This window comes from Sporosarcina pasadenensis (assembly GCF_047228845.1).
GTDB lineage: Bacteria > Bacillota > Bacilli > Bacillales_A > Planococcaceae > Sporosarcina.
The window spans coordinates 49827-71147 of sequence record NZ_JBFEGM010000005.1; the positions used below are offsets into that span (position 1 = coordinate 49827).

Below are 21321 nucleotides of genomic sequence, written 5' to 3' on the forward strand. Positions count from 1 at the left end.
GTTTACGGTCATAAGTTGAATATTAGTCGTAAACGTCATTTTGTTCATACTGTTCACCGTCGTTGAATGAAATACCTTCTTTCAGGGCGTCCGACTGAACCGTAAATAAGCTCGGTATAAGCCTGTTTCTCTGACACGAGGTATTCCAAATAGCGTCTTGCAGTCGAACGGCTCACGCCTATTTCTACGCCGAGCGTTTCCGCTGTCATTCCACCAACGACTTGTTTCATATGACTGACGACTTTCTCCTTGGTTATCGGGTCTATTCCTTTCGGGGGAAGGATTTCCGGATTTTCTGCTGCGGCATTTGTTTTATTCCACAAGAACTGGATGGAATCCTCTTTCATTACCCCTTCACCCGCAAGCTTCTCCCTTTTCGCTTTGTACGAATGAAGGCTTTCCTTGAACCGATCAAATGTGAGCGGCTTCAATATATAATCAGCTACGCCACGTCGGTATGCTTTTTTCACGATGTCGACTTCAGCTGCCGCTGTTATGAAAATGATGTCCGTTTCAGGGCTGTTTTCGTGAATGAAGCCCATAACTTCCGTACCGAGCGCGTCGGGTAAATAGACATCGAGCAGCACGAGGTCAGGCGACAGCGCCTGCACCCAATCCTTCGCTTCCTCGCCGGTATGTGCGGCCCCGACGACCGTGAAGCCTTCTATTTTATCGATGAATCGACGATGAATATCGGCAATCCGCTTATCATCTTCAATGATGAGAACTTCAATTGGTCGCATGCAGTACCCCCCTTTTCGGAATGGATATGATGAACAGTGCGCCACCTAGATCCCCTTTTTCCACTGTGATGGAGCCTCCCAAGTCTTCGACGTTCTCCGCCACTTTCAAAAGACCATATCCTCTGTCTTCCACATCTTTTGTCGAAACTTTTTCCTGAAATAAAGCATCCAATACTTCATTCGCGATTCCTTTGCCCGAATCCTCCACTTCAAATAATATCTCTTCCCCATTATCAAAGATGAAAAGGCGGACCATCCGTTTCGCTTCAGAATTGATCTCAACCGCTTCAAATGCATTTGTCACCAAATTCCCGATGATGGACACAAAATGGGTCTTCTCCAAATAGGCCGGCAGCTCTTTCAGAAAGCTGTCTTCATCGAGCAGGAAACGGACTTTCAACTCCCTCGCACGGTTGAAGAAACCGATGACGATTCCGCCGAGGAAAGGATCCTGCAATCGCTTCGTCACAAACTGGATGAGTGATTGGTGCTCTGCCGTCTCATCGTGGATCAGGCTAAGCGCCTCGTCGTATGAATGAAGCTGGATAAGCCCTGAGATCGTGTAAAGGAAATTATTATATTCATGTGTCTGCGCCCGAAGCGCTTCCGTATACCGTTTCACTTGCGATAATTCCATTGCAAGCTGGTCAATTTCCGATTGAAGACGGAATGTGGATACGGCGCCGATGATCCGATCGTTAGCCCGAATCGGGATACGGTTGACGATGACTTTCCTCCCGTGGATCTCCATCGGCCGATCGAGATGCCGCTCCCCCGTTTCCAGTACTTTCGGCAAAAGGGTGTTCGGAAGCACTTCCTGGATTGTCTTGCCGATCAGTTCCGTCTGCCCTGGGATTGAAAGCGCGTCAAACGCGGCAGCATTCACTGTCGTAATGACCCCTTCCGCATCGACCATGATGATCCCTTCGCGAACCGACTCGATGAGCGCATTCCGTTCGGTGAATAAATTAGCGATTTCCGCAGGTTCGAGATCGAATAGCTCTTTCTTGATGTTTCGTGCAAGGACGCTTGAGCCGATGATGCCGAGAACGATGGCGATCAGTACGATGTAAGAGATGTTATCGATGTACTGAAAGAAGATGGAGGAAATGTCTTCATTCAAATAGCCGACAGAAATGACTCCGATGATTTTGCCTTCGTCATTGAAGACAGGCGTTTTCCCGCGCAGTGCAGGACCGAGTGTCCCGGTCGCCTTCGAAACATACGATTCCCCGAGGTGAAGCGCGCGTTCATTGTCATCGCCGACCATCTTTTGCCCGATCCGCTCGACGACGGGATGGGCATACCGGATTCCTTCGCTGTTCCCGATGACGACATATTCGGCTCCGGTTTGCAGGCGGACGGCTTCCGCAATCGGTTGCAACAGCCTCGATGGGTCATCCTCTTCAAAAGCTGCGACCACATCAGGACGGGCCGCCGTTGTTTGCGCGATGCTCAGCGCTCGTATGCCGATCTGTTTTTCAATTCCATGCGACATCGTGAAATAGAACGAAACCCCGATAATGATTGCGATAAGGGATACGAACAATGCGCCATATGAAAAAATGCGAGATTGCAAGGATTTCGGTTTCATGCAAATCAACTCTCTGTCTGAAATTGATAGTTTAGGGACTCGGCGGAACTGCCGTTTCTTTCTATGTTACACTATTGGCAATTGTGGGGGAATAGGTGTGAGGGAAGAAGTAGCGTGACATGGTAGATTGGACCGGAGCCGAGTACTTTGGACGCGTGGAGGACGGTTTTAGACGCGTAACCGGACACTTTGGACGTGCGGAGGACAGTTATGGGCGCGGAACCGGGCACTTTGGACGCGCGGAGGATGGTTTTGGACGTGGAACCGGACACTTTGGACGCGCGGAGGATGACTTTGGACGCGATAGTAAAATTGGCGCAGTTCAATTATTTTGGGTACGTGAAGCAGGCTCATTGCATTACCGGGGGAATCATTCCAATTCAAAGAGGGTACGATAATTATTGACTTGTAAAGATAGGGGGCGTCGTGCATGCAGGAATTCAAAATCACTTATTTTTTTGATGAGGAACATTACATCCGGCGTTTCATACATACCGACTCGTTGGAGAGCGCTGTGCAGCTCGTCAAATCAGAACGGGATCAATACATCTCCTTCCGTGATAGCCGGGGAATTTATCATGAACTCCACACAGGCAAAGTCCGGGTCGTGCAAGTTTCGGAATATCACCGGGAGGATAAATAGAAGGGGGCGTCCCGTTAACAGCGTTGAGTTTTATGAAAGAATGGACCTTGAACGCGAAAGAATGGACCTTGAACGCGAAAGAATGGGCTCTTGTCAAAATAATCAAGACGTCATATATCGGGAAATCTCGACAAAAGAAAAAATCTATGCCGAATTATTTCCCAGGAAGCTTTTTTAGCTCATATTTTGAAACTCTTTCACCTTCCACTCGTAAAGAGGAGTATAAAGGAGTGGGAAATTTGATTAAGTGGATTTGGTTTCAATTAGTATCGATTATTTTAGTTGGAATATTTCTAGCTGGAATGCACCATTTTCGGACAAGCATCACTTCATTTCTATTATCAATTAACATTGGCCTCCAGCCGACAATCATCCTCACTTTTCTAACAATCATCATTGTCATTTGGGGAATTGCTCTCCTTTTGTTTTGGCAAAGCAAAAAAGGGAAACCGCTTTTCAAACATCGAATATGGCGTATTATGCCGGCAGTAGCAGGGATTTGGCTATTCCTCTCTATCATTGTTTTTCTTATTCTCGGTATGACTGTTCTAGCGGGTATGGGCACGGGAATGCACTGGTTACTCGATTTATTCATCATTTATTTCCTGGCAATATTTTACTTACTCATCCTTTCTATTGTAGTGCGCTTTGGAAAAGTGCAACGAGATACAAACACGATTTCCGTTTCTGCAAATATTGCAGTGCTTGTCGCCAATTTCATTCTATTTTTCCTTCCTGGATTGTAATAAAATCAAGAAAACCTCATGGACACAATCCCATGAGGCTTTTCGTTATTAACCGCGATTCCTATATTGCTGATCCACTACTTCATACAAATTCGCCTTTTCCAAATAAGCCTTAGGCGCCTGGAATGTCACTGTGACGACTCCCGGGTGGCGTCCGATTTCAATCGAACCTGTAATCGTCGCGCGGTTCATGATTTCTTCGACAGGGACGCCAAACAGTTTTGCTGCGCGAGCGAGTCCGTTTGCGGTTGCGACGTTCAAGTCGGTGCCTGTGCCGACGACGGAAATCGGGAGGCTTTCTTCAATTGCCTCCACTCCCCATTGCGCGGCAAGCGCCTGAGCGGATTGTTTTTCCGAAGCAGTCAGCGGTTTCGCTGTGTATGGCAAGTCCTCTTCATTCGGCAACAGAATCGGTCCTTCGATGTTCAGCCCTTTTAAGACATGCACTTGCAGATGGACGATTCCAGCTACGTCGGCCGTATGCCCAGCGATTTCGCCGTCTCCTTGCATCGCATGCATATCGCCGATGTACACGCCGCCACCCGGCACTTTCACAGGACAGATCAGCGTCGCACCGGCACGTACGCGACTAATATCCATATGCCCGTCCGTCCTATGCTCGTCGAGCTCTTCCTGTGTGACCGCGTATTCATGCGGCGCGCCGACAAGGAACGATCCGAAATCTCCGGCGTTGTGGGAATCCGGCAACGGCAAGGACGGCGTCGTGCCGAGCTGTCCGAGGAAAGGACGCATTCTTGCCACGGTGCCGACTAGATCGTGCGGAGCGAAGGTGACGATCGGGTTTTGGACGGATGCTTCCGGTGTGCCCATATAATGCCTGCCGTCTTGCCCGATTTTCTCCGCCGCTTCCTGCGTCACGGTCAAGCCGACATCGCCGCGTTCGCTGAAGGTCATCGTATAGCCGTTCGTGAATGTAAATGGCGTGATATCCCCGTCACATGTAGCACAGCGGATCGCTTCCTTCCCGATTCCTTTAATGACGGTTTCCGGATACATCGTTCCGCAGCCCGGACATTTCACGGCTACAAAAGGATCGCCGAGAAATCGGCCATCCACAGCTTGGTCATGCCCGGACGATGTCGCCATGGACGTCACTTCGATCGATTTGATTCGGATGGCGATTGCGTCTCCGACTTCAGCGCCTTCGACAAAAACAGGCGTCGTCACTTCATGTCCGCCTTTGATGCATGGCGTGATCATCGGTCCCCAGCAGCCCGGCGCCGTATTCGCGACAATTTGCCCGCCGTCCTTCACGGGCCCGAGCATATCTTTTGCCGGATCGAGCACTCCATCAACGAATGAGTTCACAAATAGCGTCTCAACTGGTGTTCCTACTGCAGTTTTCATCTATTCTTCCCCCTTGTCCCTAGTTCTATCACTATTATACCATAGATTACCATAATTTTCAGAATGCATGGATAATAAAAAAGAGGCATACGCCTCTTTTTCAACTCATTATGCAAATTTGGTTTTTCCCGCCTTCTTTTGCTTGATAGAGTGCGAGGTCAGCTTGGTGGAACAGATCGGTGAATGTTTGAATTTTGCCGTTTGCGTTATCGGCGACGCCGACGCTTGCGGTTAATGAAATGTAAATGCCGTCTTTTTCAACTTTGATTGAACGGACTGCTTCAAGCAGTTTCTCTGCTTTATGGTGTGCTTCTGCAAGGGATAGATCGCGTAAAATAATGGCGAATTCGTCGCCGCCGAAACGGCCCATCAAGTCATCGCTCCGAATTTGGCGGGCGCACGTTTGACCAATTTTCTTGATGATTTTATCTCCAAATATGTGGCCATATGTATCATTCAAGATTTTTAAATTGTCAAGATCAAACGCGATGCAGACGATACTTTCGCCAGTATGCGATGCTTCTGCAAGCCATTTGTCCGCCGTCGTTTCCATATAGCACCTGTTGTACAAACCTGTAAGGTAATCGGTGTTTGCCCGGCGTTCGATGGACGTAATCCGATGCTTCACTCCCAATTTGACAGCGGTCATTGCAACTTCGTACTGGTGCAAATCGCTCAACAGATCGATCAATGCCTGCTGGGCTTTATAACCACGTTCCACATCGCCCATCAAGTCACAAAGCTTGCATCTCTTTTCCAAGATGCCTTTCAGCAAATTCCTGTCATTATAGCTTTCCGCAAGCTCTTTCGCTACGTCATATGCTTCCAATGCTTCGGGGTACATCTTTTTATGCATTAAAAATCGCCCGTACAAATCGTGCACTTGTGTCTTTTCCCGAATGAAGGACTCAAGAATTGGATCATTCACCAACTCATTTACGAGCTGTTCCGCATCCTCAAGTTTCTCCAAGCCAATAAGCGCGTTTGCGACATTCAGCTTCACCCGGAATTCCAATATTGGAGTCCTCGGTTCATGCAGCTTTGCCATCGCCAATCCTTTTTGTGCCATCGTCAGTGCGCCTTCAAAATTCGATTCGGTTGTGAGAACCATACTATAGTTGCTGTATGCATTGCTGACGATATTGTAACGCTCGAGTTTCTTGCCCAGTTCAATGGCTCGATCCAATGTCCCCTTCGCTTTCTGGTAGTCCTTATTGTACTCATGCAATAGGAACAGGACGTTGCATCCATTCAGTCGGTCATCTTCATCGCCATTGTCGATGCAATATTCCAGATAGGCATCGATGCTATGGAACGCTTCTTCGATTGCTCCGATGCAGTAAAAAGACGCGGCATTGTTTAGATGGGCTGTCAAAATGGATTTCGGGTCATTTGCTGTTAAACCTGCCTCCAATAATTGAAAACACGCTTCGATTGTCTCTTCGTATTTCCCTTCCACCCTCAGCTTTTGGACATTTCGCTGCAATGAAACCAAGTCTTCCTTCTCCATGCCCACAACTCCTATTCCTCGTTCTTAGTTCAATATAACCGCATGCTCCAAATAATAGTTACTACTATAGTAACATGTCCTGGATTATTGTGGAACTTATTTGTCGAATAATTATGTAAGGAGCTGTATGAAACAGCTCCTTACAAGTGGCATTTCCCCCTATTTCCTAGCTTGTCCATCTAGAATTTTTGCGTGCTGGAGGATATCCAATTCGGCTTTATCCAATCCTCCATCCAATCTTTGCATTGATTCGGCATCAATCTTTTGCTTCTCGTATTCCATTTCCAATGAAGCAAGCAGTTCAATAGCGGGACGAACCCCTGCAAATATCGTGATGCTGCTTACTACGACGGCGGCAGCTAAAATTATTGCGGCTATCTTTTTAATCACACTCACTCCCCATAGTTTCATCCTATCTATAACTATACGACGACCTAAAGGAATAGAAAATTCAATTTTATTGATAAAATACGCCATTCAACTTTGAAAATCGCCAGTAAAGAAAACGAACCAATGTGCATCGACAGATTATATTGTCATATGCTGGGGGAACATGGGGAAACATTCATTTTTCGCAACATGCATATGATACAAAGGATGTTGTAAAATTAATAAAGGTCAAAATATTAGGTAGTAAATTTATGTGATATCGTCTAATAACACAAGGAGGTCAATATGAGAAAAATAATTTTAGGTTTATTATTGACAGTATTCTTGGCAGGATGTTCAGAGGAAAGGAAAGTTGTTAAAGAAGAATGGGAGGTTAGCCCAACTTTCGAAATACCAGTCACTTTCGGCGATGGTACTAAAGGAGCGTATGTTTTGATTGGAGTGGAAGAAAAATTGGGTTTCTTAATCGGTTCGGGAAAAGAAGGGGTAGTTGAAGTTGAACCAATCATTAAAGGAAAAGCAAATAAGTACATGTGGCATTTTTGGGGTAAAGATGAAGAATTAAACGGAAATTTCAAGGTGGTAGGTATCAATGAAAAAGGTGAAGAACACAAAGTCTTAATTCAGAATATGGGAATGACAACTAGTGAAAAAGTTTGGGAGTATCCAAATGAGTGGAACAGTCCTCATAATGGAGCTGATGCACATATTCCATCTGGAATGGAGTTTCCAACATCAGGATTATGGAAGTTAAAAGTTTATTTTGGTGAAAATTTTTTTGGAGAAATTGTTGTAAATGTAGTAGAAGGTTAACCCATACTCAACAAAAAGGCTTTAATCAATTATCCAATAAATAAGAGAGAAAAAACGCAGTGGTGGTACTACCTCTGCGTTTTCTTATGCGATTTAATCGTCTAGTAAATTGACAGCCGACTACCTTTTATTCAAATGATCTGGTCAAAATAACCGACAGTCTTCATTTCATCTCCGACATTCCGTAAAGACCATGTATCCTCAATATAAATCTCCGCCAACTTTTCAAACTTGCCGCCGTGTTTCATCGCCCATTCAAGTGCGACGACACTTTCGTATAGATGCGCCATCCGCTTCATGAGTCCTTTCGCTTCGAATGTTTGGAGCGCATGATCGTAACCTGCGAAAGACGAGAGGTTATTGGCTAATCTGTTTACTTCCACCAACAACGCCTCCTTCATCTCACTGTCCTTTACGACGACAAGACGGCTGCGCATTTCGTCAATGAACAGTTTATGAGCTTCGAATTTATAGACGAGCCGGATGAGCTCAAGTCCTAAAATATTGGCGGTGCCCTCCCAGACTGTTAGTACTTGTGCATCCCTCAGAAGGCGCGGCGTGACGAAATCTTCGATATAGCCGTTGCCGCCATGCATTTCAATCGCTTCATGGGCGAAGTGGATCGCTTGCTCGGCTGTCTCCTTTTTAATGAGTGCAATGAAAAGCCTGTTCAAAATTATTTCGCGTTCAGACGCGGAGCCTTCCGTTACACGTTCATACAGTTGGATGAAATCAAAGACAGTTGCCACTTCAACGTGAAGCCTTGCCGCCATTTTCCCGAGTGTGTCCTGCACCATCGGATAGTCGGTTAGCCGCTTACCGAATGCATTTCGGCGGGTTGCGTACGCTTTTGACTCCAACAAGGCGCGCCGCATGATGCCGACGGAAGCGACCGCGTTGCAAATACGCGACAGATTGAGGGCTTCCATCATATAATATAATCCTTTTGCCGGATCCCCTACCACATAGGCGAGCGCACCGTCGAACTCGACTTCCCCGGAAGGGACGGCCCGGACGCCTAGTTTGTCTTTCAACCGGCGGATGCGGAGCCCGTTCAATTTGCCGTCTTCCTGGCGCCACGGAACTGCGAACAATGTCAATCCGCGAGACCCGTCCTGTGCTCCTTCGATTCTCGCGAGCACCATTGCCACTCCCGCCATACCAGCGTTCGAGGCAAAATATTTCTCGCCGTATAGCCGGTACTGATCACCATTCTTCACCGCCTTCACGACGTTCGCCCCGACGTCCGATCCGCCTTGGCGCTCTGTCAGAAACGTCGCGCCTTCGTATAGCGGAACTTCACCCGTCGAACAAACATTGTTTAGGAACAGGTTTTTCACTTGTTCATCCGCATAATGGTCGAGTAAATAAGCAGTCGCCATTGTGAGGGTCACCGGGCAATAAAATCCGGGTTCCGCATGCGACAATAAATAGCCTTGCGCGAAACTGTACGTGTAATTCCCTTTATGGCCAAGCTCCGGAATTTCTTTATGGACATATCCGACAATGCCTGTATCATACGTTTCTTGGACTGTTTTCCGGTACCCTTCATTCACCCATACGTCGGAAACTTCCTCTCCGAATTTGTCGTACCGGATGAGGCGCGGCTCTCCTTCACGGTCAGTATGCTTTGCGCGCTCGTCGATTTCGTTTGCGCACAGCTCTCCGAAAAGGGAAAGCTCGCGTTTCGCGTATTCAAGGAATTCGCCTTCTAAATGCTCTTCGAGAATCAATCGTAGTGTGTCGTCGCCTTCAAAGAAGTTGTCGGTCTTAATCGTTTCCGCTTCCTGTACGACCTTCATTGACGGTCACCCCTTCCCTCAATGGCTGTTTTAGGATTTTCCCGGAGGCGTTCCGTGGCAGTGCGTCGACTTGTTCATATAGGCGCGGCACTTTGTATTTGGCGAGGTGCTCGTGGAGGAACGCTTTTAATTCCTCACTGTCGACCGGATTCGTTGCAGCGAACACCGCTTTCACGGTTTCGCCCCATTCAGGATGCGGCACGCCGACGACCGCAACTTCGCGGATTCCCGGATAGCGGAGGATCGTCTCCTCGATCTCTTTCGGATAAATATTGACGCCGCCCGAAATGATCAAATCCTTTTTGCGGTCGACAATCCATATATAGCCGTCCTCATCGAATTTCGCCAAGTCGCCTGTCTTAAGCCACTCTCCAATGAATGCCTCCTTCGTCGCTTCCTCATTTTTATAGTATCCGAGCATATTCCCTTCCCCGAGAAGGACGATTTCGCCGATTTCCCCCGGTGAAACGTCGTCGCCATATTCATTCACAATCCGAAGCTCCGTATGCAACGGCGCCCGTCGTCCGATGCTGCCGGATTTCGTTGCATGCTCTTCCGCAAGCAGCAATGAGCCGCTCGGACCCGCTTCCGTCAGGCCGTATACACAGACGAGATTGTCCGTCCGGAAAGCGTTTTGCACCATGTTCACTTCATTCGCGGATAGCGGCGCCCCGCCGTAAATCCACCACTTCATCGAGGAAAGGTCCGCCTCCTTCAATCGTGGTTGTCCCGCCGTCAGCAAATAGGCAACAGGTGCGCCAAAGAAATGGGTCGTCCTCTCCTTTTCCACCGTGTCGATCAGGAGATCAGGCGTGAAAGTCGGTGTGAGGACGAGCGTTGCGCCGACATACATGCCTGCCATCATGAATAAGTGAAGCGGAGCCGAATGGCTGAGCGGCATCATGAGGAGGACGCGGCTTTCCGGCTTGAACTCCATTTCGACGGCGATCATCGAAGCAACCGTGAGGATATTGCGATAGCTGAACAGTACCCCTTTCGGATTTCCGGTCGTTCCGGACGTGTACAGGATTGTCGATTCATCGTCCTCTTTCAAGTTGCATAGTATCGGTTTGTCATCTGCATTTTGGATAAGCGATTCAAAGCTCTTCCAAGTTCCTGACGCTTCGCCTGTTTTGATTAATAAAGAGGGTGATTGCAATGGCTTCACGGTTTCAAACAGCATTTTATGCGCAATGAGCGCTTCTGCATCCGAATGGTTGAGCACATATGTCAATTCTTCCGTTGTCAGCTTGACGTTGACCGGAACGACAATCGCGCCAATACGCTGAACGGCGAAATAGGCGACGATGAATTCCTCGACATTCGGCAAGAACAGCGCCACTTTCGATCCTTTCGCGATGCCTTCCTTCAAAAGTGCATGGCCGAACCGGTTGACGCGGTTGTCCAATTCCTCGTACGTCGTCCGCTTCCCCATGCTGACGACAGCTTCTGATTCGGGGTACTTCCTTGCATTCCTCTCCAACAGCTGTGAACTGTTCATCCCTTCATTCCCCTTTCGAACTATCCAATTTTTCAGTAAATTCTACGAGCAACTCTTCCATTTCAGTCTTCATTTCCTGCAACTCACGGATTTTCCGATCAATTTCCCCGATACGTCGTTTGCCGTATTCGATCGTCACTTCAAGTTGTTTGCGCCCTGTCCGATCCTTGTCGAACAACAACACCATCTCCTTGATGTCGTCCAATGAAAACCCGTACCGCTTGCCGCGGAAAATGAGCTTCAGCTTCGCAAGCTCGGAATTCGAATAGAGTCGCTGATTCCCCTCTGACCGTTCTGGCGCGAGCAACCCGATTTCCTCATAATACCGGATTGTACGCGTCGACACCCCGAATGATTCCGCCACTTCCGTAATCGTCTTCAGCTTCACCACCCCTTCAGCCTTTCCTATGAATATAGCATTGACGTTAACGTAAAGGTCAAGAAGTTGTTTCGATAAACGATTATGTGTGTTCTTAAAATATGCACGTGCAACAGTACTACTCCTAATCTAGAAGAAATTGTAACAATTTGACTATATTTTTCAAATTAGTCATGCTATAATGAAAAATAACTAATCTAAAAGGAGGATATATTATGTCTAGTAAACATTTTTTGCATGATCATCGGACTGTTAACGCATTGCGTTGGGCGAAAACATCTGCTGGCTTGTCGGAGATATTCACGACACATGGTACTTATTCTTCTACTCTCACACCTATGGAGTTTCTAGAGAAACTGCCCGGTTCGAAAGTCATCTTACAAACGGAACCGTCAGACCATATCGAATGTGTATGGATTTTGAATGGCTCCTTCAAAACATATAAAGTGGATGAGTATCTTACCAACGTCGTTTTTGATGATGACACAAGCATCTCAATTCCAGTTCCGCAAAAGTTCATTGATCGGCAAACTGACCGTTTACTACATACCTTCACGTATCACGAAGGGCAATTGAACTACATATTCCCTTGTATTAAAGAGTTCAATGAACAATACAATGCAGTTGAATATGAAGCATAGAAAAACAGGTAGCCCATGCTAGTAGGTTGCCTCAGAGTGTAGACAAAGTCTTGTTTTGGCTTTGTCTACACTCTTTTTTTGGGGAAAGCAGTGGTGCATAGAGATTTCCTCAGCCTGATTGAAAACGCTTGTCAGCCTAGGCGCGAAGTGGAGCGAAGACGCGAATAGAACTAAAGTTCATGAGCGGACGAGCGACACGAGCAACAACGGATGCGAGCGTTTGTCAACAGGCTGAGGCAGCCCATGCTAGTAGCGGGCTGCCTTCCTTACTTTATTCACCGACACATAAACGAAAATGCGAATGATCATTGCAATCACTGTGCGGTTATATTACCCTTAAATACGCGCCAGCATTGCAAAAGGAGGCATTTAGATGCAAAAAAAGATACCGATACTAATGCTGTTGCTCGTCATCGGCTCAATATCACTCGTGTTATCCTTAACCCTTTCGCTTCCGAACATCGTTGAATGGAGCTTGCTCATCTTAGGCGTTCTGCTCAACGTGACAAGCGCCGTCGGACTCATGATCAAAGGCGTCAAGAGGACAAGAGGATCTTAAAAAGCTGTTTCGAAGTCGGAATCCACTTCGAAACAGCTTTTTCTACTTTCTCTTCGACGGCTTATGTATAAAGGTCTATTCATGAGTATTTCGACACATGTATACATGTCTGAAGACATTTATGCATATTTCAGTGCTTTTTTACGTAAATAATCGAAAAGGTGACTGTAACATTCCTCGAATGTCAGTCACCTTCATCTCCAAATATTATTCACTTGGACTCAGCGTATTTGTTAACTCATCGTAATCAACGGATTTCAATAAACCATTGGATTGCATCTTCTTAACAAATTGTAAGAGTTCCATCTTCATCTTCATGATCTCGATGTCCAGGAATTCCATTTCGCACTCTACTTCAGTCCTTGCTATCGTCATCCCCTTCACACTCCTTTTGTCCTGTTTTATTTCGATGAATCTCCATGGCGTGGGACTATTAACTTTAATATATCACGCACCGTCCTTCTAAAGAAGTATAACTGGTTGGGACATTTTTTTCAAAAACAACGTTTTTTTTCGCTTTTTCAAGAAAAGTTTCTCACTTTGCATTAATATCCTTTATACTGTAAATTAGGATTAGGCAGATAAAGAGAGGGATCGGCGAATGAAAATAGGTCATTTGATACGTGCGGAACGTGTACGGCAAGATATGAAACAAGTTGTCCTGGCCAAAGGGATTTGTACGCCATCTTATTTATCCAAAATTGAACGGAATCAAATTGAACCGAGCGATGACATTGCCGAACTGCTCATGGAACGGCTTGGGATGGACCCGGGGAAATTGCAGGAGAATGATGAAGAAACGGAAATTGAGTTTGAGAAGATGTTGTTGGAGACTTATCGTGAAGTAATGACAGAGAGAGATTTAAATTTCACGAAAGAAAAATTAGAATATCTTGAGCAAAACGTCCCCCTATTTGAAAACGATTCATTGCATTTTACTTATTCGCTTATTACTTTTCGATTTAATTTGATAGTAAGAATTGATTTAGGAAAACTCAACCAAGAAATTGAATTACTTGAAGAATCTATTAATAAATTTGATGTTTACCAACTTTATTTGTTTCACTTAAATAAAGGGTTATTCTGTTATAATACTGGCAACCGAAAAATGGCCATACATTATTTTGAGTTAATACTCCATAAACTGGAGTCGTTACCTCTTGGAGAATGGGAAAAAGCTGAATTTAATTATATAATTGCTGCGATTTATGCGGCCGATGGGCATACATTCAATTCGATTGATCATGCTAGACGTGCTCTTAATTATTTTCGAGAACATCTAATGATGAGTAGAGTGTTAGATTGCTATATTCTTATCGGAATATCATATAAAAGAAGCGATAAATTCCAAGACGCACTGGAAGCATATTCAAAAGCTATGCAAATAAGCGAAGAATTTAATTTGCACAGCGAAAAAGGGATCATTTATCATAATATAGGTACACTGAATAGTGCTATGGGGAAAACTAATCAGGCTATACAATATTATAAAAAAAGCATCGACCATAAAATAGATCCATCTGAAAAGCTGATTACGATTCTCTCACTAATCGAGGCATATTCAAAAATGAATGAAAAGAACCTCGTTAGAGATTGGGCCGAAAAAGGGATTGCATTATATCATCAATTAGATGATGAAAACCAAATTTCTTATTTTCATCATTTCAGCTTCTATAAATCATTGCATAGCGAACATGGATTGTCTTTAGAAATAGCAGAAGCCGCCATTCAGCATTTTAAGGAAATGCAAGATTTCAGATTAATTCATAAGTATTGCATTGCGCTGGCAGAGTGGTACTATAATAATAGGAAATATAAGCTAGCATCTATTTTCTATCGAGATGGGATTAGATATGGCTATATTTACAGCAAAAAAGAAAAATGGGAGGATTTGTAATGAAAAAAAATGCTTCGATTCTTTTACTAGCTCTTGTTTTAGGTATGGCAGTTCAAAACAGCACTGTTTCAGCAAGTAACTCTGACCAAGTTCCAAAGGTTTTAAAAACTTTCTCTTACACATTAGAAAAATAATTAAATAAAAAGGAATGCTCCGTAATGGATGCATTCCTTTTTATTTTACTCAATATTAGTACGGTACCTTATTACTACGGTGCCTGTGTAGCAAGCAATTCTGACTATGCACTACAATTGTATAATTAAAATCCAATAGTGCCTTTATATCAATGTTTTCCTTAAATTCCACTGTATAAATATCATTATTCTTGAATTGTCATAATTGTACCTCGCACAGGCACCCAAACAATTCTCACAATTAGAGCATTCCTCTTAGTTCTGCTAGGTACGTTCCGACGGTGGAGTCGCCGAGGAGTTTGAGTAGGAGGCCGAATAGGATGATGACGAGGACTGTGTAGGCTGCGTAGCCGTGCAGCGGGTCGATTCCTTTTGGTTTTTTGGATAAGAGGACGCTTATTACATAGCCCGGTGAAAGCATGAGAACATAGATAAAACTGATAATCAGCAGGAAAATTCCGTACCAGTAAGATTTCATTAGCAGTAAAAACAGGGCGACGACGCCAATGACGATGGCAGGCAAGGAGTGTGCGCCGTATAACTCCAACGTCTGCTTAAACGGATAGGCAGGTCCAAAATTCTTTCCGATAATGAAGAGACCGATTGAAACGATCGCGATGCAAACTGCCGTGAATCCTGCTACATTCAAGAAGACTGATAAAAACGAGGGACTACTATCCACACCGACCGCTTCAAGCGCCATGCCTTTGAGCAGCGTGAAAAAGGACAGTCCAAAAATGCTTGCATACAGAAGCAATGAAATGAAGCCGTTCCGAAACTCATCGTCCTGTCTTGTAAGGCTGATCGAGGGATGTTTCAAATGTCTTACAAAATAGGACCAGTATTCCTTCGTCAGATTACTCATTTTCTCCAGATGAACGTTTGATTCCGTATTCACAACAGTTGCCTCAACGACCGTCTGTCCATCTTGAAAGACTTCTGCCGCCTCGGCCATCCTCATGCCGCAACTCCCGCAAAACCGTCCGTTCGCATGCTTATTCCCGCAATTCGTACACGTCAATTTTTCTCCTCCTGTTTATTTCTTCATCCAAGACTACGGTAGCCATTCCAGGGTATTGGCCCAAAGTGTAGACAAAGTCGTTCTATGATTTTGCCCACACTCAATTTTAGGGATAAACACGATTAATAGACATATCCCTCAGCCTGATTGAAAACGCTTGTCATCCTAGGCGCGAAGTGGAGCGAAGACGTGAATAGAACTAAAGTTCATGAGCGCACGAGCGACACGAGCAACAACGGATGCGAGCGTTTGTCAACAGGCTGAGCCAATTCAGGGTATCGGCCTTCTATAGTAACTGTATTACGATAATCCTTTCGTTACGACTGATTTTTAGATTATGCACAAAAAAAGAGCACGTATATTTACGTGCATGTAAAAGTATAAAATTATTCTCTCATTTACCCCTTGGCATGTGGTGGGCCTACATCCGGTCCGCCAAGTGCGTGCGTGCTGTAATCGCTAGCGTATGCTTTATCCATCGATGGTGCAAATACCGCTAAACCAAGGATGAGGCACATCATCAGCACTTTCTTTTTCACGATTCTTCACCTCCCTTCAGCTCCATCGTTAATCGCCTGTAGGCGTCGATGCAAAGTTCCTGGAATTTGAAGGCGTTTTTATATTTCTTGTTCGTTTCATAGTGGAGGGATAGATGGCGGGCGGCGTCCTTCAGTTCATTCCAGTCTTCATTTTCATGTAGATGGTAAATGCAATTCTTCATTTTCTGTTCATAGAGCTCATATTCGCCAAGGGCGTGGTATAATTTCGCCTCAAAATAGTCGAGATTCGCTTGCTCCAGTTCATTCTGGATGGAGACTTGCAGTCGATTAATACTTTCCCGCAATGCCATTAGATCACCGAGACGGATTAAAATTTTCAATTTCAGAAGTTGTGAGTCAAAGAGAGTTGTACATTTCAACTGTTTTTTCAAGTCAATGCATTGATTGACTGTTTTCAGTGCAAGGGCATAGTCGTTCTCTTTCATTAAAACGGTAGCCAGATTATGATACAGCCGGCCATGAGTCTCTGACATAGGACTTCCCAAAACACTGAATCCCTTGTCAATGTATCGTCTCGCTTCTGTCTGCTTATGCTGTGCGAGGTAGAGTGCTGCAATCAGATTATAGCAATCTCCGGACCTCACCCAATTATGCATATGCAAATACTGCTCCTTTGCACGCTTTGCATATACATGGGCGGTGCCATAATCATAAAGCTTGTAGAGGGCTAAGGAAATATTGTAATTAATTTTCGCTGAAAGGGATTCCTCTATCGTCAAGTGGAGGGCGTCTTCAAAATGGGAAATGCTCGCCATATAGTCCTTCTTGAAATAGTAATACACACCTGATATATACGTATATTTCTCAAGGAGCGCTCTGCTGGCATTTTCAAAGAATTTTTGTGGTATGTGGGCGACTTCTGAGGAGTAATGGGCTTGTGCTTCTGGGATGCGTCCTAATTTAACCAGTTCGGTATATTTCAATAGATGAAACATGATTTCCTGATGGATGGAGGAGATATAGGCAAAACGCTTATGGTGCTTGTCAATAAACTGTGGAATTGCCTTCATATTCGAAGATAGTAGTTCCTCATATTCCAACAATAAGTTTTGGAGGAGTGCATCATCTTCATGGATTCTTTGGAAATAGCTAATTGGCACATCGAGCCGATCAGCTAGCAATTCGAGTACATCGCTCGATGGTTCAAAACGACCGCTTTCAATATTGCTATAGTGGGAAGTTGATATGATTCCGGAGCTCGCCTCCTTTTGATTGAGGCCTCTGCTCTCCCGCAGCCTCCGTATCCGACTGCCGATGTGCATGCTGGCACCTCTTTTCTTCCTTTCCACCATTGTACGTAACTTATTTGTTACATACAACACGAAATTTATCTATTCCCAATTTTCATTCTTTTGTACTTGTTTTGTGGACATGCAAATGATTCTTCCATCACTATAGGGAAAATCCACTCCTCAATTTGTTCTATTAAGTTTTTTATCATTTCATCAATATAACAGCCTATTTACCTATCAAGTAGCGTTAATCTTTGCATATACACAATAGGGTCCCGGCTTTTCACTCAATCATATACAAGAATTCAGTACAAATCACTAATTATACCAAAATTTTAACTATTATATCATCCGTGCTATAGTTTAAGTATGTTGGACAACATATAATTTGAAGGCAAACTGGCCAGTTGCCTTCGCAAAAGGAGCGAGTAACGTGAAAAGATTCATTGCATTTGCATTGGCAGGAATTCTCGTTATCGGTGTTCAGTCCCCTATCCGCGCTTCAGCAGTCCAGCAACAAAAAGATGAGATGTTACAGATTCAACCGATTGTTTCCGTCGAGGAGATACAAAAACAGGGCGAGGAGCTCGTCCTGCCAACAAGATTGAGCGAAGAGAAAAATAATGGGCAAATGAATAAACAAAACCAATTGTCCATTGCAATTACGAAGCTGTTGGCCGAGCATTTCGGCAAAACGGATAAGGTTCAAGGCGGGGGGGCTGCAAGCTATATCATCGGTCCGAGCGCTAGCGGTGATTTCTTCTATACTCCGGCCTCGACAGCATTCGTAGACCACGGGCATGTCGGATTATACTATTCCAGCAACACGATTGTGGAGTCGATCTTCCCGACCGGCGTCCGCAGCATTTCCGCCAACGTCAGGTTGGTTGAAAAAGGGGCTGTCGTGAAATCCGTTTCCACAACAAGCGCAGTCAAGCGAAATGCGGCAAACTGGGCGTATTCCCAAATCGGACAGCCATACTCGTTGAACTTTATGAACAACCGCAACACGGGGCATATGGGTGCGAAAAACTGCTCCAAACTCATCTGGTCAGCTTACTTATTGTTTGGCGGACTGGATTTGGATGTAAATAAAGGCTTTGGCGTCTATCCGCGAGATGTCCGCGACGCAAAACAGACAACATTCATCCGCCAAATTTAATAATACCGAGACATTGATTCTTACGAAGGAGGTGTCCGTTAAAGGCCAGCTCCTTCATTCAGCTAAGGAGGTTTCGGAAAATGAAAAAGAAGTTGCTAATTGCCGGCATTACCGCCTTGCTTATCGTCGTCTTGACCACTGCCTATTATACTTTTAGCCGGCAACATTCGATAGAATTCCTTTCGGGGAATGACCTTTCAAATCCTGAATTGCTGAAGGATACTGAGGCAATTCTATATTTCTCGACGACTGCGGATCAGGATATGAATCGGGATGGCCTCAGCTTTGCGGTTTTTATTGATCAGGATGGAAATTCAAAACTGTGGAAAATGGAAGGCCTTGAGCTTGGGACGGTTTTTGCAACAAAGGACACATTCTTTTTGACGGACCGCGGGCATGTCTATTTGGCCGATTCGAATGGGACCAAAAAGTTCACCATGCTGCCAGAAGAACATACCGGTGAGGTGACGGCTTTCAATGATAAGGACAATCTCTTTTACAGCATCTATAACTCTGGCTTCACCGAGGATGGCGGCTATAAGTCGAATATACGGTTCGGAAACGAGAACGGTTTCGAAACTGACCACATCCCACATTATTTGCAGATGTCTGGCAAGGCAGACGGGAATCTGCTGATGGTAATCGGTGACGGGGACCGCATTTCATTGCAAAAGATGCCCCTTCAAAAAGATGTCCAGCTAGAAGAAATCGTTTCGCTCGGCCCGATTGGCGAACGGACTGGATTGGCATCGATTCTCAAAGAAGGCAACTACTATTATCTTTTGATGGCCGACACGGAGAAAATGACAAGCGATGTGTACCGCATCCACGAAAAGACGAAGAACATCGAGAGGTTTCCACTAACTACTTACAAGGACATCCAAGAGTACATCATCCGCCTCCCTTATAACCTCCGGAACGCCGCCACTATTCATGACGGCATCCTGTACTATGTAGATGGAATCGGGGACGTGCATGCGCTCAACCCCGAAACAGGTGAAATCCATATTGCATTTACCCTTCAAGGAGCTAGTCAAGGACAAATGAAAATGTCCGAACAAATATACTTCATAGACGGCAAGCTCCACTTCTTCCGCTATCACGAATCATCCGACACTCATTCAATCGACACATATGACGTTACGACAGGCAGATTGCTAAACGAGCTCCCAATCCATGGCCTCGATGGCATGTACCACTATGCACAAAAAAAGAAAAAGCGCCTCTCCCCATATGACTTTATTGTCCGTTAGCTTTTTTTTGATGGTGCCTGTGCAGCAAACTATTCCGACTATACACTACAATTGTATAATCAACAGTGATATTCGTGGAAATCTACTTATTTATGTATTATTATCCATAACGATGAATTGTCATAATTGCACCATGCACAGGCACCGAAACAATTCTGACTACGCACTACAATTGCATATTAAAAATCGAGAAGCCATCCGTGTCAATCTTCGGATGGCTTCTCGCTGTATATACATACTCTTAATTGAATTGTCATAAATGTGTCTTGCACAGGCACCTGTAAGATTGGCACCTATAAGAGTGCACCTTTTAGATGTACACTTTCCGGACGTAGCGGGAGGTGAAGGCGCGCATTGTTGAGAAGTAGCCGAGCTGCAGTTCGATCGTATCGCCGACTTTGTAGGCGGTTTTGCTGTCGGTGACGTCGAGCATGAGATGATCGGAGCTTGCGCCGAGGATGATGATGTCTTCGTCGACAGGTGTTGACGTTTCGACGTCGAAATCCTGCTTCCCGAGGGCGCAAATCGCCTTCATTCGTACGCCTCGATCCTTGAATGTCGGGCTGTTGCCGTATGAATCGACGCCGACTGTCCCCCATGGAACGGATGGCTTCTCTTTCAGTTCAACGATTTCGCACTCCAACGTGAATACGTCTTTATGTGTTCCCGGCAGAAACGTATAATTGGCGCGCTCCTTGCCGAAAAGAAGCGATTCGCCGAGGCGCAAATTGCTGACGCCTTCGCGGATGCCGCCTTTCAGCATCAAATCCAGCGTCGCGGAATTTCCGCCGCTGACGACTTCCAGCTCCCTGCCAATTTTGCCGCTGACATTCTTCGCAAGCTCCGCAAGTGCCGACATTTTCTCCTCATCGGACTGAATGAAAGAAAAGCACGTAAGATTCACGCCGATTCCATACAAATGGACGCCCTCCATTTTCTCGGCTTCCACTGCAACATCAAAAAGCTCCTCATGGTTGATAAACCCTTCGCGGATATCGCCAAGATCGACCATCAAAATCACTTTATGGATTCTGCCTGCGGCAATCGCGGCATCATTGATTGCCTGGATCGTCGCAAGCTCCGAATTGAGTGAAGCGTCCGCGTACGTGACGAGATCTTCCACTTCGCTCATCATAGGTGGGCGGATGAGCCATTTCTCCGCATCCAACCCTTTCAAGAGCTTCAAATTCCCGACACGTGAATCCCCGAGCCTCGTAATGCTGCCATCGACATATACAGCCGCAATTTCAGGGTCCCCGCCGAACACTTTCGTCACGCCTGTCACAACAATATTCCTTGTGGCGCAAAGCTCCGTGACGGTGCGGACATTTTCAAGTAAATGCTTTTTATTGACACGAACTAATGGATACATA

The 21321-nt window shown here is 45.4% G+C and carries 23 protein-coding genes; 10 read left to right on the plus strand and 13 right to left on the minus strand.

The window, feature by feature from the left end:
• Positions 1-53 precede the first annotated feature (53 nt).
• Positions 54-743 carry a response regulator gene (locus AB1K89_RS08480; protein ID WP_413054337.1) on the minus strand — a complete coding sequence of 230 codons (690 nt, stop codon included), beginning with the start codon at positions 741-743 and terminating at the stop codon, positions 54-56.
• Positions 730-2337 (minus strand): ATP-binding protein, encoded by a 1608-nt coding sequence (locus AB1K89_RS08485; RefSeq protein ID WP_413054338.1) that lies wholly within the window; start codon positions 2335-2337, stop codon positions 730-732. Before AB1K89_RS08485 ends, AB1K89_RS08480 begins: the two co-directional genes overlap by 14 nt.
• 210 nt (positions 2338-2547) lie before the next feature.
• Between AB1K89_RS08485 and AB1K89_RS08490 the strand changes: the two genes are divergently transcribed.
• From AB1K89_RS08490 to AB1K89_RS08500, 3 genes are all read left to right on the plus strand, one after another.
• Positions 2548-2742 (plus strand): hypothetical protein, encoded by a 195-nt coding sequence (locus AB1K89_RS08490; RefSeq protein ID WP_413054339.1) that lies wholly within the window; start codon positions 2548-2550, stop codon positions 2740-2742.
• A gap of 25 nt (positions 2743-2767) precedes the next feature.
• Positions 2768-2980 (plus strand): hypothetical protein, encoded by a 213-nt coding sequence (locus AB1K89_RS08495; RefSeq protein WP_413054340.1) that lies wholly within the window; start codon positions 2768-2770, stop codon positions 2978-2980.
• 239 nt (positions 2981-3219) lie between these two features.
• Positions 3220-3726: a hypothetical protein gene (locus AB1K89_RS08500; protein WP_413054341.1), complete on the plus strand. Its 507-nt coding sequence runs from the start codon at positions 3220-3222 to the stop codon at positions 3724-3726.
• Between the two features lie 48 nt (positions 3727-3774).
• Here AB1K89_RS08500 and AB1K89_RS08505 read toward each other — a convergent pair whose 3' ends face one another.
• From AB1K89_RS08505 to AB1K89_RS08515, 3 genes are all read right to left on the minus strand, one after another.
• Positions 3775-5094, minus strand: a complete 1320-nt coding sequence (locus AB1K89_RS08505; protein WP_413054342.1) for an acetamidase/formamidase family protein — start codon at positions 5092-5094, stop codon at positions 3775-3777.
• 100 nt (positions 5095-5194) lie between these two features.
• Positions 5195-6604, minus strand: a complete 1410-nt coding sequence (locus AB1K89_RS08510) for a GGDEF domain-containing protein (RefSeq protein WP_413054343.1) — start codon at positions 6602-6604, stop codon at positions 5195-5197.
• Between the two features lie 159 nt (positions 6605-6763).
• Entirely contained in the window at positions 6764-6994 is a 231-nt protein-coding gene (locus tag AB1K89_RS08515) for a hypothetical protein (RefSeq protein ID WP_413054344.1), read from the minus strand.
• Between the two features lie 285 nt (positions 6995-7279).
• Here AB1K89_RS08515 and AB1K89_RS08520 point away from each other — a divergent pair, with 285 nt between their 5' ends.
• Positions 7280-7807 (plus strand): DUF4871 domain-containing protein, encoded by a 528-nt coding sequence (locus AB1K89_RS08520; RefSeq protein WP_413054345.1) that lies wholly within the window; start codon positions 7280-7282, stop codon positions 7805-7807.
• A 131-nt stretch (positions 7808-7938) separates the two neighbouring features.
• Here the strand turns inward: AB1K89_RS08520 and AB1K89_RS08525 are convergent, their stop codons facing one another.
• The 3 genes from AB1K89_RS08525 to AB1K89_RS08535 are packed head-to-tail and all read right to left on the minus strand — an operon-like array spanning position 7939 to position 11492.
• Positions 7939-9609, minus strand: a complete 1671-nt coding sequence (locus tag AB1K89_RS08525) for an acyl-CoA dehydrogenase family protein (RefSeq protein WP_413054346.1) — start codon at positions 9607-9609, stop codon at positions 7939-7941.
• Positions 9578-11110 (minus strand): class I adenylate-forming enzyme family protein, encoded by a 1533-nt coding sequence (locus AB1K89_RS08530; protein WP_413054347.1) that lies wholly within the window; start codon positions 11108-11110, stop codon positions 9578-9580. Before AB1K89_RS08530 ends, AB1K89_RS08525 begins: the two co-directional genes overlap by 32 nt.
• A gap of 4 nt (positions 11111-11114) precedes the next feature.
• Positions 11115-11492, minus strand: coding sequence for a MerR family transcriptional regulator (locus tag AB1K89_RS08535; RefSeq protein WP_413054515.1), 378 nt, complete (start codon positions 11490-11492; stop codon positions 11115-11117).
• Positions 11493-11704: 212 nt separating this feature from the next.
• Here AB1K89_RS08535 and AB1K89_RS08540 point away from each other — a divergent pair, with 212 nt between their 5' ends.
• Complete coding sequence (locus AB1K89_RS08540) at positions 11705-12130, plus strand: hypothetical protein (protein WP_413054348.1); 426 nt, start codon at positions 11705-11707, stop codon at positions 12128-12130.
• Between the two features lie 373 nt (positions 12131-12503).
• The gene (locus tag AB1K89_RS08545; RefSeq protein ID WP_413054349.1) at positions 12504-12689 is read left to right on the plus strand and encodes a hypothetical protein; all 186 of its coding nucleotides are present in this window, start codon (positions 12504-12506) and stop codon (positions 12687-12689) included.
• Between the two features lie 207 nt (positions 12690-12896).
• On the opposite strand, the gene AB1K89_RS08550 is transcribed toward AB1K89_RS08545, so the two are convergent.
• Positions 12897-13064 carry a hypothetical protein gene (locus AB1K89_RS08550; RefSeq protein ID WP_413054350.1) on the minus strand — a complete coding sequence of 56 codons (168 nt, stop codon included), beginning with the start codon at positions 13062-13064 and terminating at the stop codon, positions 12897-12899.
• Positions 13065-13290: 226 nt separating this feature from the next.
• Between AB1K89_RS08550 and AB1K89_RS08555 the strand changes: the two genes are divergently transcribed.
• Both AB1K89_RS08555 and AB1K89_RS08560 read left to right on the plus strand, forming a co-directional pair.
• Positions 13291-14586, plus strand: a complete 1296-nt coding sequence (locus AB1K89_RS08555; RefSeq protein ID WP_413054351.1) for a tetratricopeptide repeat protein — start codon at positions 13291-13293, stop codon at positions 14584-14586.
• Entirely contained in the window at positions 14586-14720 is a 135-nt protein-coding gene (locus AB1K89_RS08560) for a hypothetical protein (RefSeq protein WP_413054352.1), read from the plus strand. Before AB1K89_RS08555 ends, AB1K89_RS08560 begins: the two co-directional genes overlap by 1 nt.
• A gap of 241 nt (positions 14721-14961) precedes the next feature.
• Here the strand turns inward: AB1K89_RS08560 and AB1K89_RS08565 are convergent, their stop codons facing one another.
• The 3 genes from AB1K89_RS08565 to AB1K89_RS08575 form a co-directional block, all read right to left on the minus strand.
• On the minus strand, positions 14962-15741 hold the full coding sequence (locus AB1K89_RS08565) for a DUF6574 domain-containing protein (protein ID WP_413054353.1): 780 nt from the start codon (positions 15739-15741) through the stop codon (positions 14962-14964).
• Between the two features lie 398 nt (positions 15742-16139).
• The gene (locus tag AB1K89_RS08570) at positions 16140-16280 is read right to left on the minus strand and encodes a hypothetical protein (RefSeq protein WP_413054354.1); all 141 of its coding nucleotides are present in this window, start codon (positions 16278-16280) and stop codon (positions 16140-16142) included.
• The gene (locus AB1K89_RS08575; protein WP_413054355.1) at positions 16277-17563 is read right to left on the minus strand and encodes a helix-turn-helix domain-containing protein; all 1287 of its coding nucleotides are present in this window, start codon (positions 17561-17563) and stop codon (positions 16277-16279) included. The genes AB1K89_RS08570 and AB1K89_RS08575 overlap by 4 nt, the downstream gene beginning before the upstream one ends.
• 403 nt (positions 17564-17966) lie before the next feature.
• On the opposite strand from AB1K89_RS08575, the gene AB1K89_RS08580 reads away from it, so the two are divergent.
• A complete protein-coding gene (locus AB1K89_RS08580; protein ID WP_413054356.1) occupies positions 17967-18695 on the plus strand; it encodes a hypothetical protein in 729 nt (242 codons plus the stop codon).
• A gap of 80 nt (positions 18696-18775) precedes the next feature.
• Entirely contained in the window at positions 18776-19948 is a 1173-nt protein-coding gene (locus AB1K89_RS08585) for a hypothetical protein (RefSeq protein ID WP_413054357.1), read from the plus strand.
• A gap of 310 nt (positions 19949-20258) precedes the next feature.
• On the opposite strand, the gene AB1K89_RS08590 is transcribed toward AB1K89_RS08585, so the two are convergent.
• A complete protein-coding gene (locus AB1K89_RS08590) occupies positions 20259-21320 on the minus strand; it encodes an alanine racemase (RefSeq protein ID WP_413054358.1) in 1062 nt (353 codons plus the stop codon).
• Between the last annotated feature and the right edge of the window lies 1 nt (position 21321).

Bases quoted from the DNA above. Each gene is read 5' to 3' on its own strand.
- AB1K89_RS08480 (WP_413054337.1), bottom strand. From the start codon at position 743: ATGCGACCAATTGAAGTTCTCATCATTGAAGATGATAAGCGGATTGCC.
- AB1K89_RS08485 (WP_413054338.1), bottom strand. From the start codon at position 2,337: ATGAAACCGAAATCCTTGCAATCTCGCATTTTTTCATATGGCGCATTG.
- AB1K89_RS08490 (WP_413054339.1), top strand. From the start codon at position 2,548: ATGGGCGCGGAACCGGGCACTTTGGACGCGCGGAGGATGGTTTTGGAC.
- AB1K89_RS08495 (WP_413054340.1), top strand. From the start codon at position 2,768: ATGCAGGAATTCAAAATCACTTATTTTTTTGATGAGGAACATTACATC.
- AB1K89_RS08505 (WP_413054342.1), bottom strand. From the start codon at position 5,094: ATGAAAACTGCAGTAGGAACACCAGTTGAGACGCTATTTGTGAACTCA.
- AB1K89_RS08510 (WP_413054343.1), bottom strand. From the start codon at position 6,604: ATGGAGAAGGAAGACTTGGTTTCATTGCAGCGAAATGTCCAAAAGCTG.
- AB1K89_RS08520 (WP_413054345.1), top strand. From the start codon at position 7,280: ATGAGAAAAATAATTTTAGGTTTATTATTGACAGTATTCTTGGCAGGA.
- AB1K89_RS08525 (WP_413054346.1), bottom strand. From the start codon at position 9,609: ATGAAGGTCGTACAGGAAGCGGAAACGATTAAGACCGACAACTTCTTT.
- AB1K89_RS08530 (WP_413054347.1), bottom strand. From the start codon at position 11,110: ATGAACAGTTCACAGCTGTTGGAGAGGAATGCAAGGAAGTACCCCGAA.
- AB1K89_RS08540 (WP_413054348.1), top strand. From the start codon at position 11,705: ATGTCTAGTAAACATTTTTTGCATGATCATCGGACTGTTAACGCATTG.
- AB1K89_RS08545 (WP_413054349.1), top strand. From the start codon at position 12,504: ATGCAAAAAAAGATACCGATACTAATGCTGTTGCTCGTCATCGGCTCA.
- AB1K89_RS08550 (WP_413054350.1), bottom strand. From the start codon at position 13,064: ATGACGATAGCAAGGACTGAAGTAGAGTGCGAAATGGAATTCCTGGAC.
- AB1K89_RS08555 (WP_413054351.1), top strand. From the start codon at position 13,291: ATGAAAATAGGTCATTTGATACGTGCGGAACGTGTACGGCAAGATATG.
- AB1K89_RS08560 (WP_413054352.1), top strand. From the start codon at position 14,586: ATGAAAAAAAATGCTTCGATTCTTTTACTAGCTCTTGTTTTAGGTATG.
- AB1K89_RS08575 (WP_413054355.1), bottom strand. From the start codon at position 17,563: ATGCACATCGGCAGTCGGATACGGAGGCTGCGGGAGAGCAGAGGCCTC.
- AB1K89_RS08585 (WP_413054357.1), top strand. From the start codon at position 18,776: ATGAAAAAGAAGTTGCTAATTGCCGGCATTACCGCCTTGCTTATCGTC.
- AB1K89_RS08590 (WP_413054358.1), bottom strand. From the start codon at position 21,320: ATGTATCCATTAGTTCGTGTCAATAAAAAGCATTTACTTGAAAATGTC.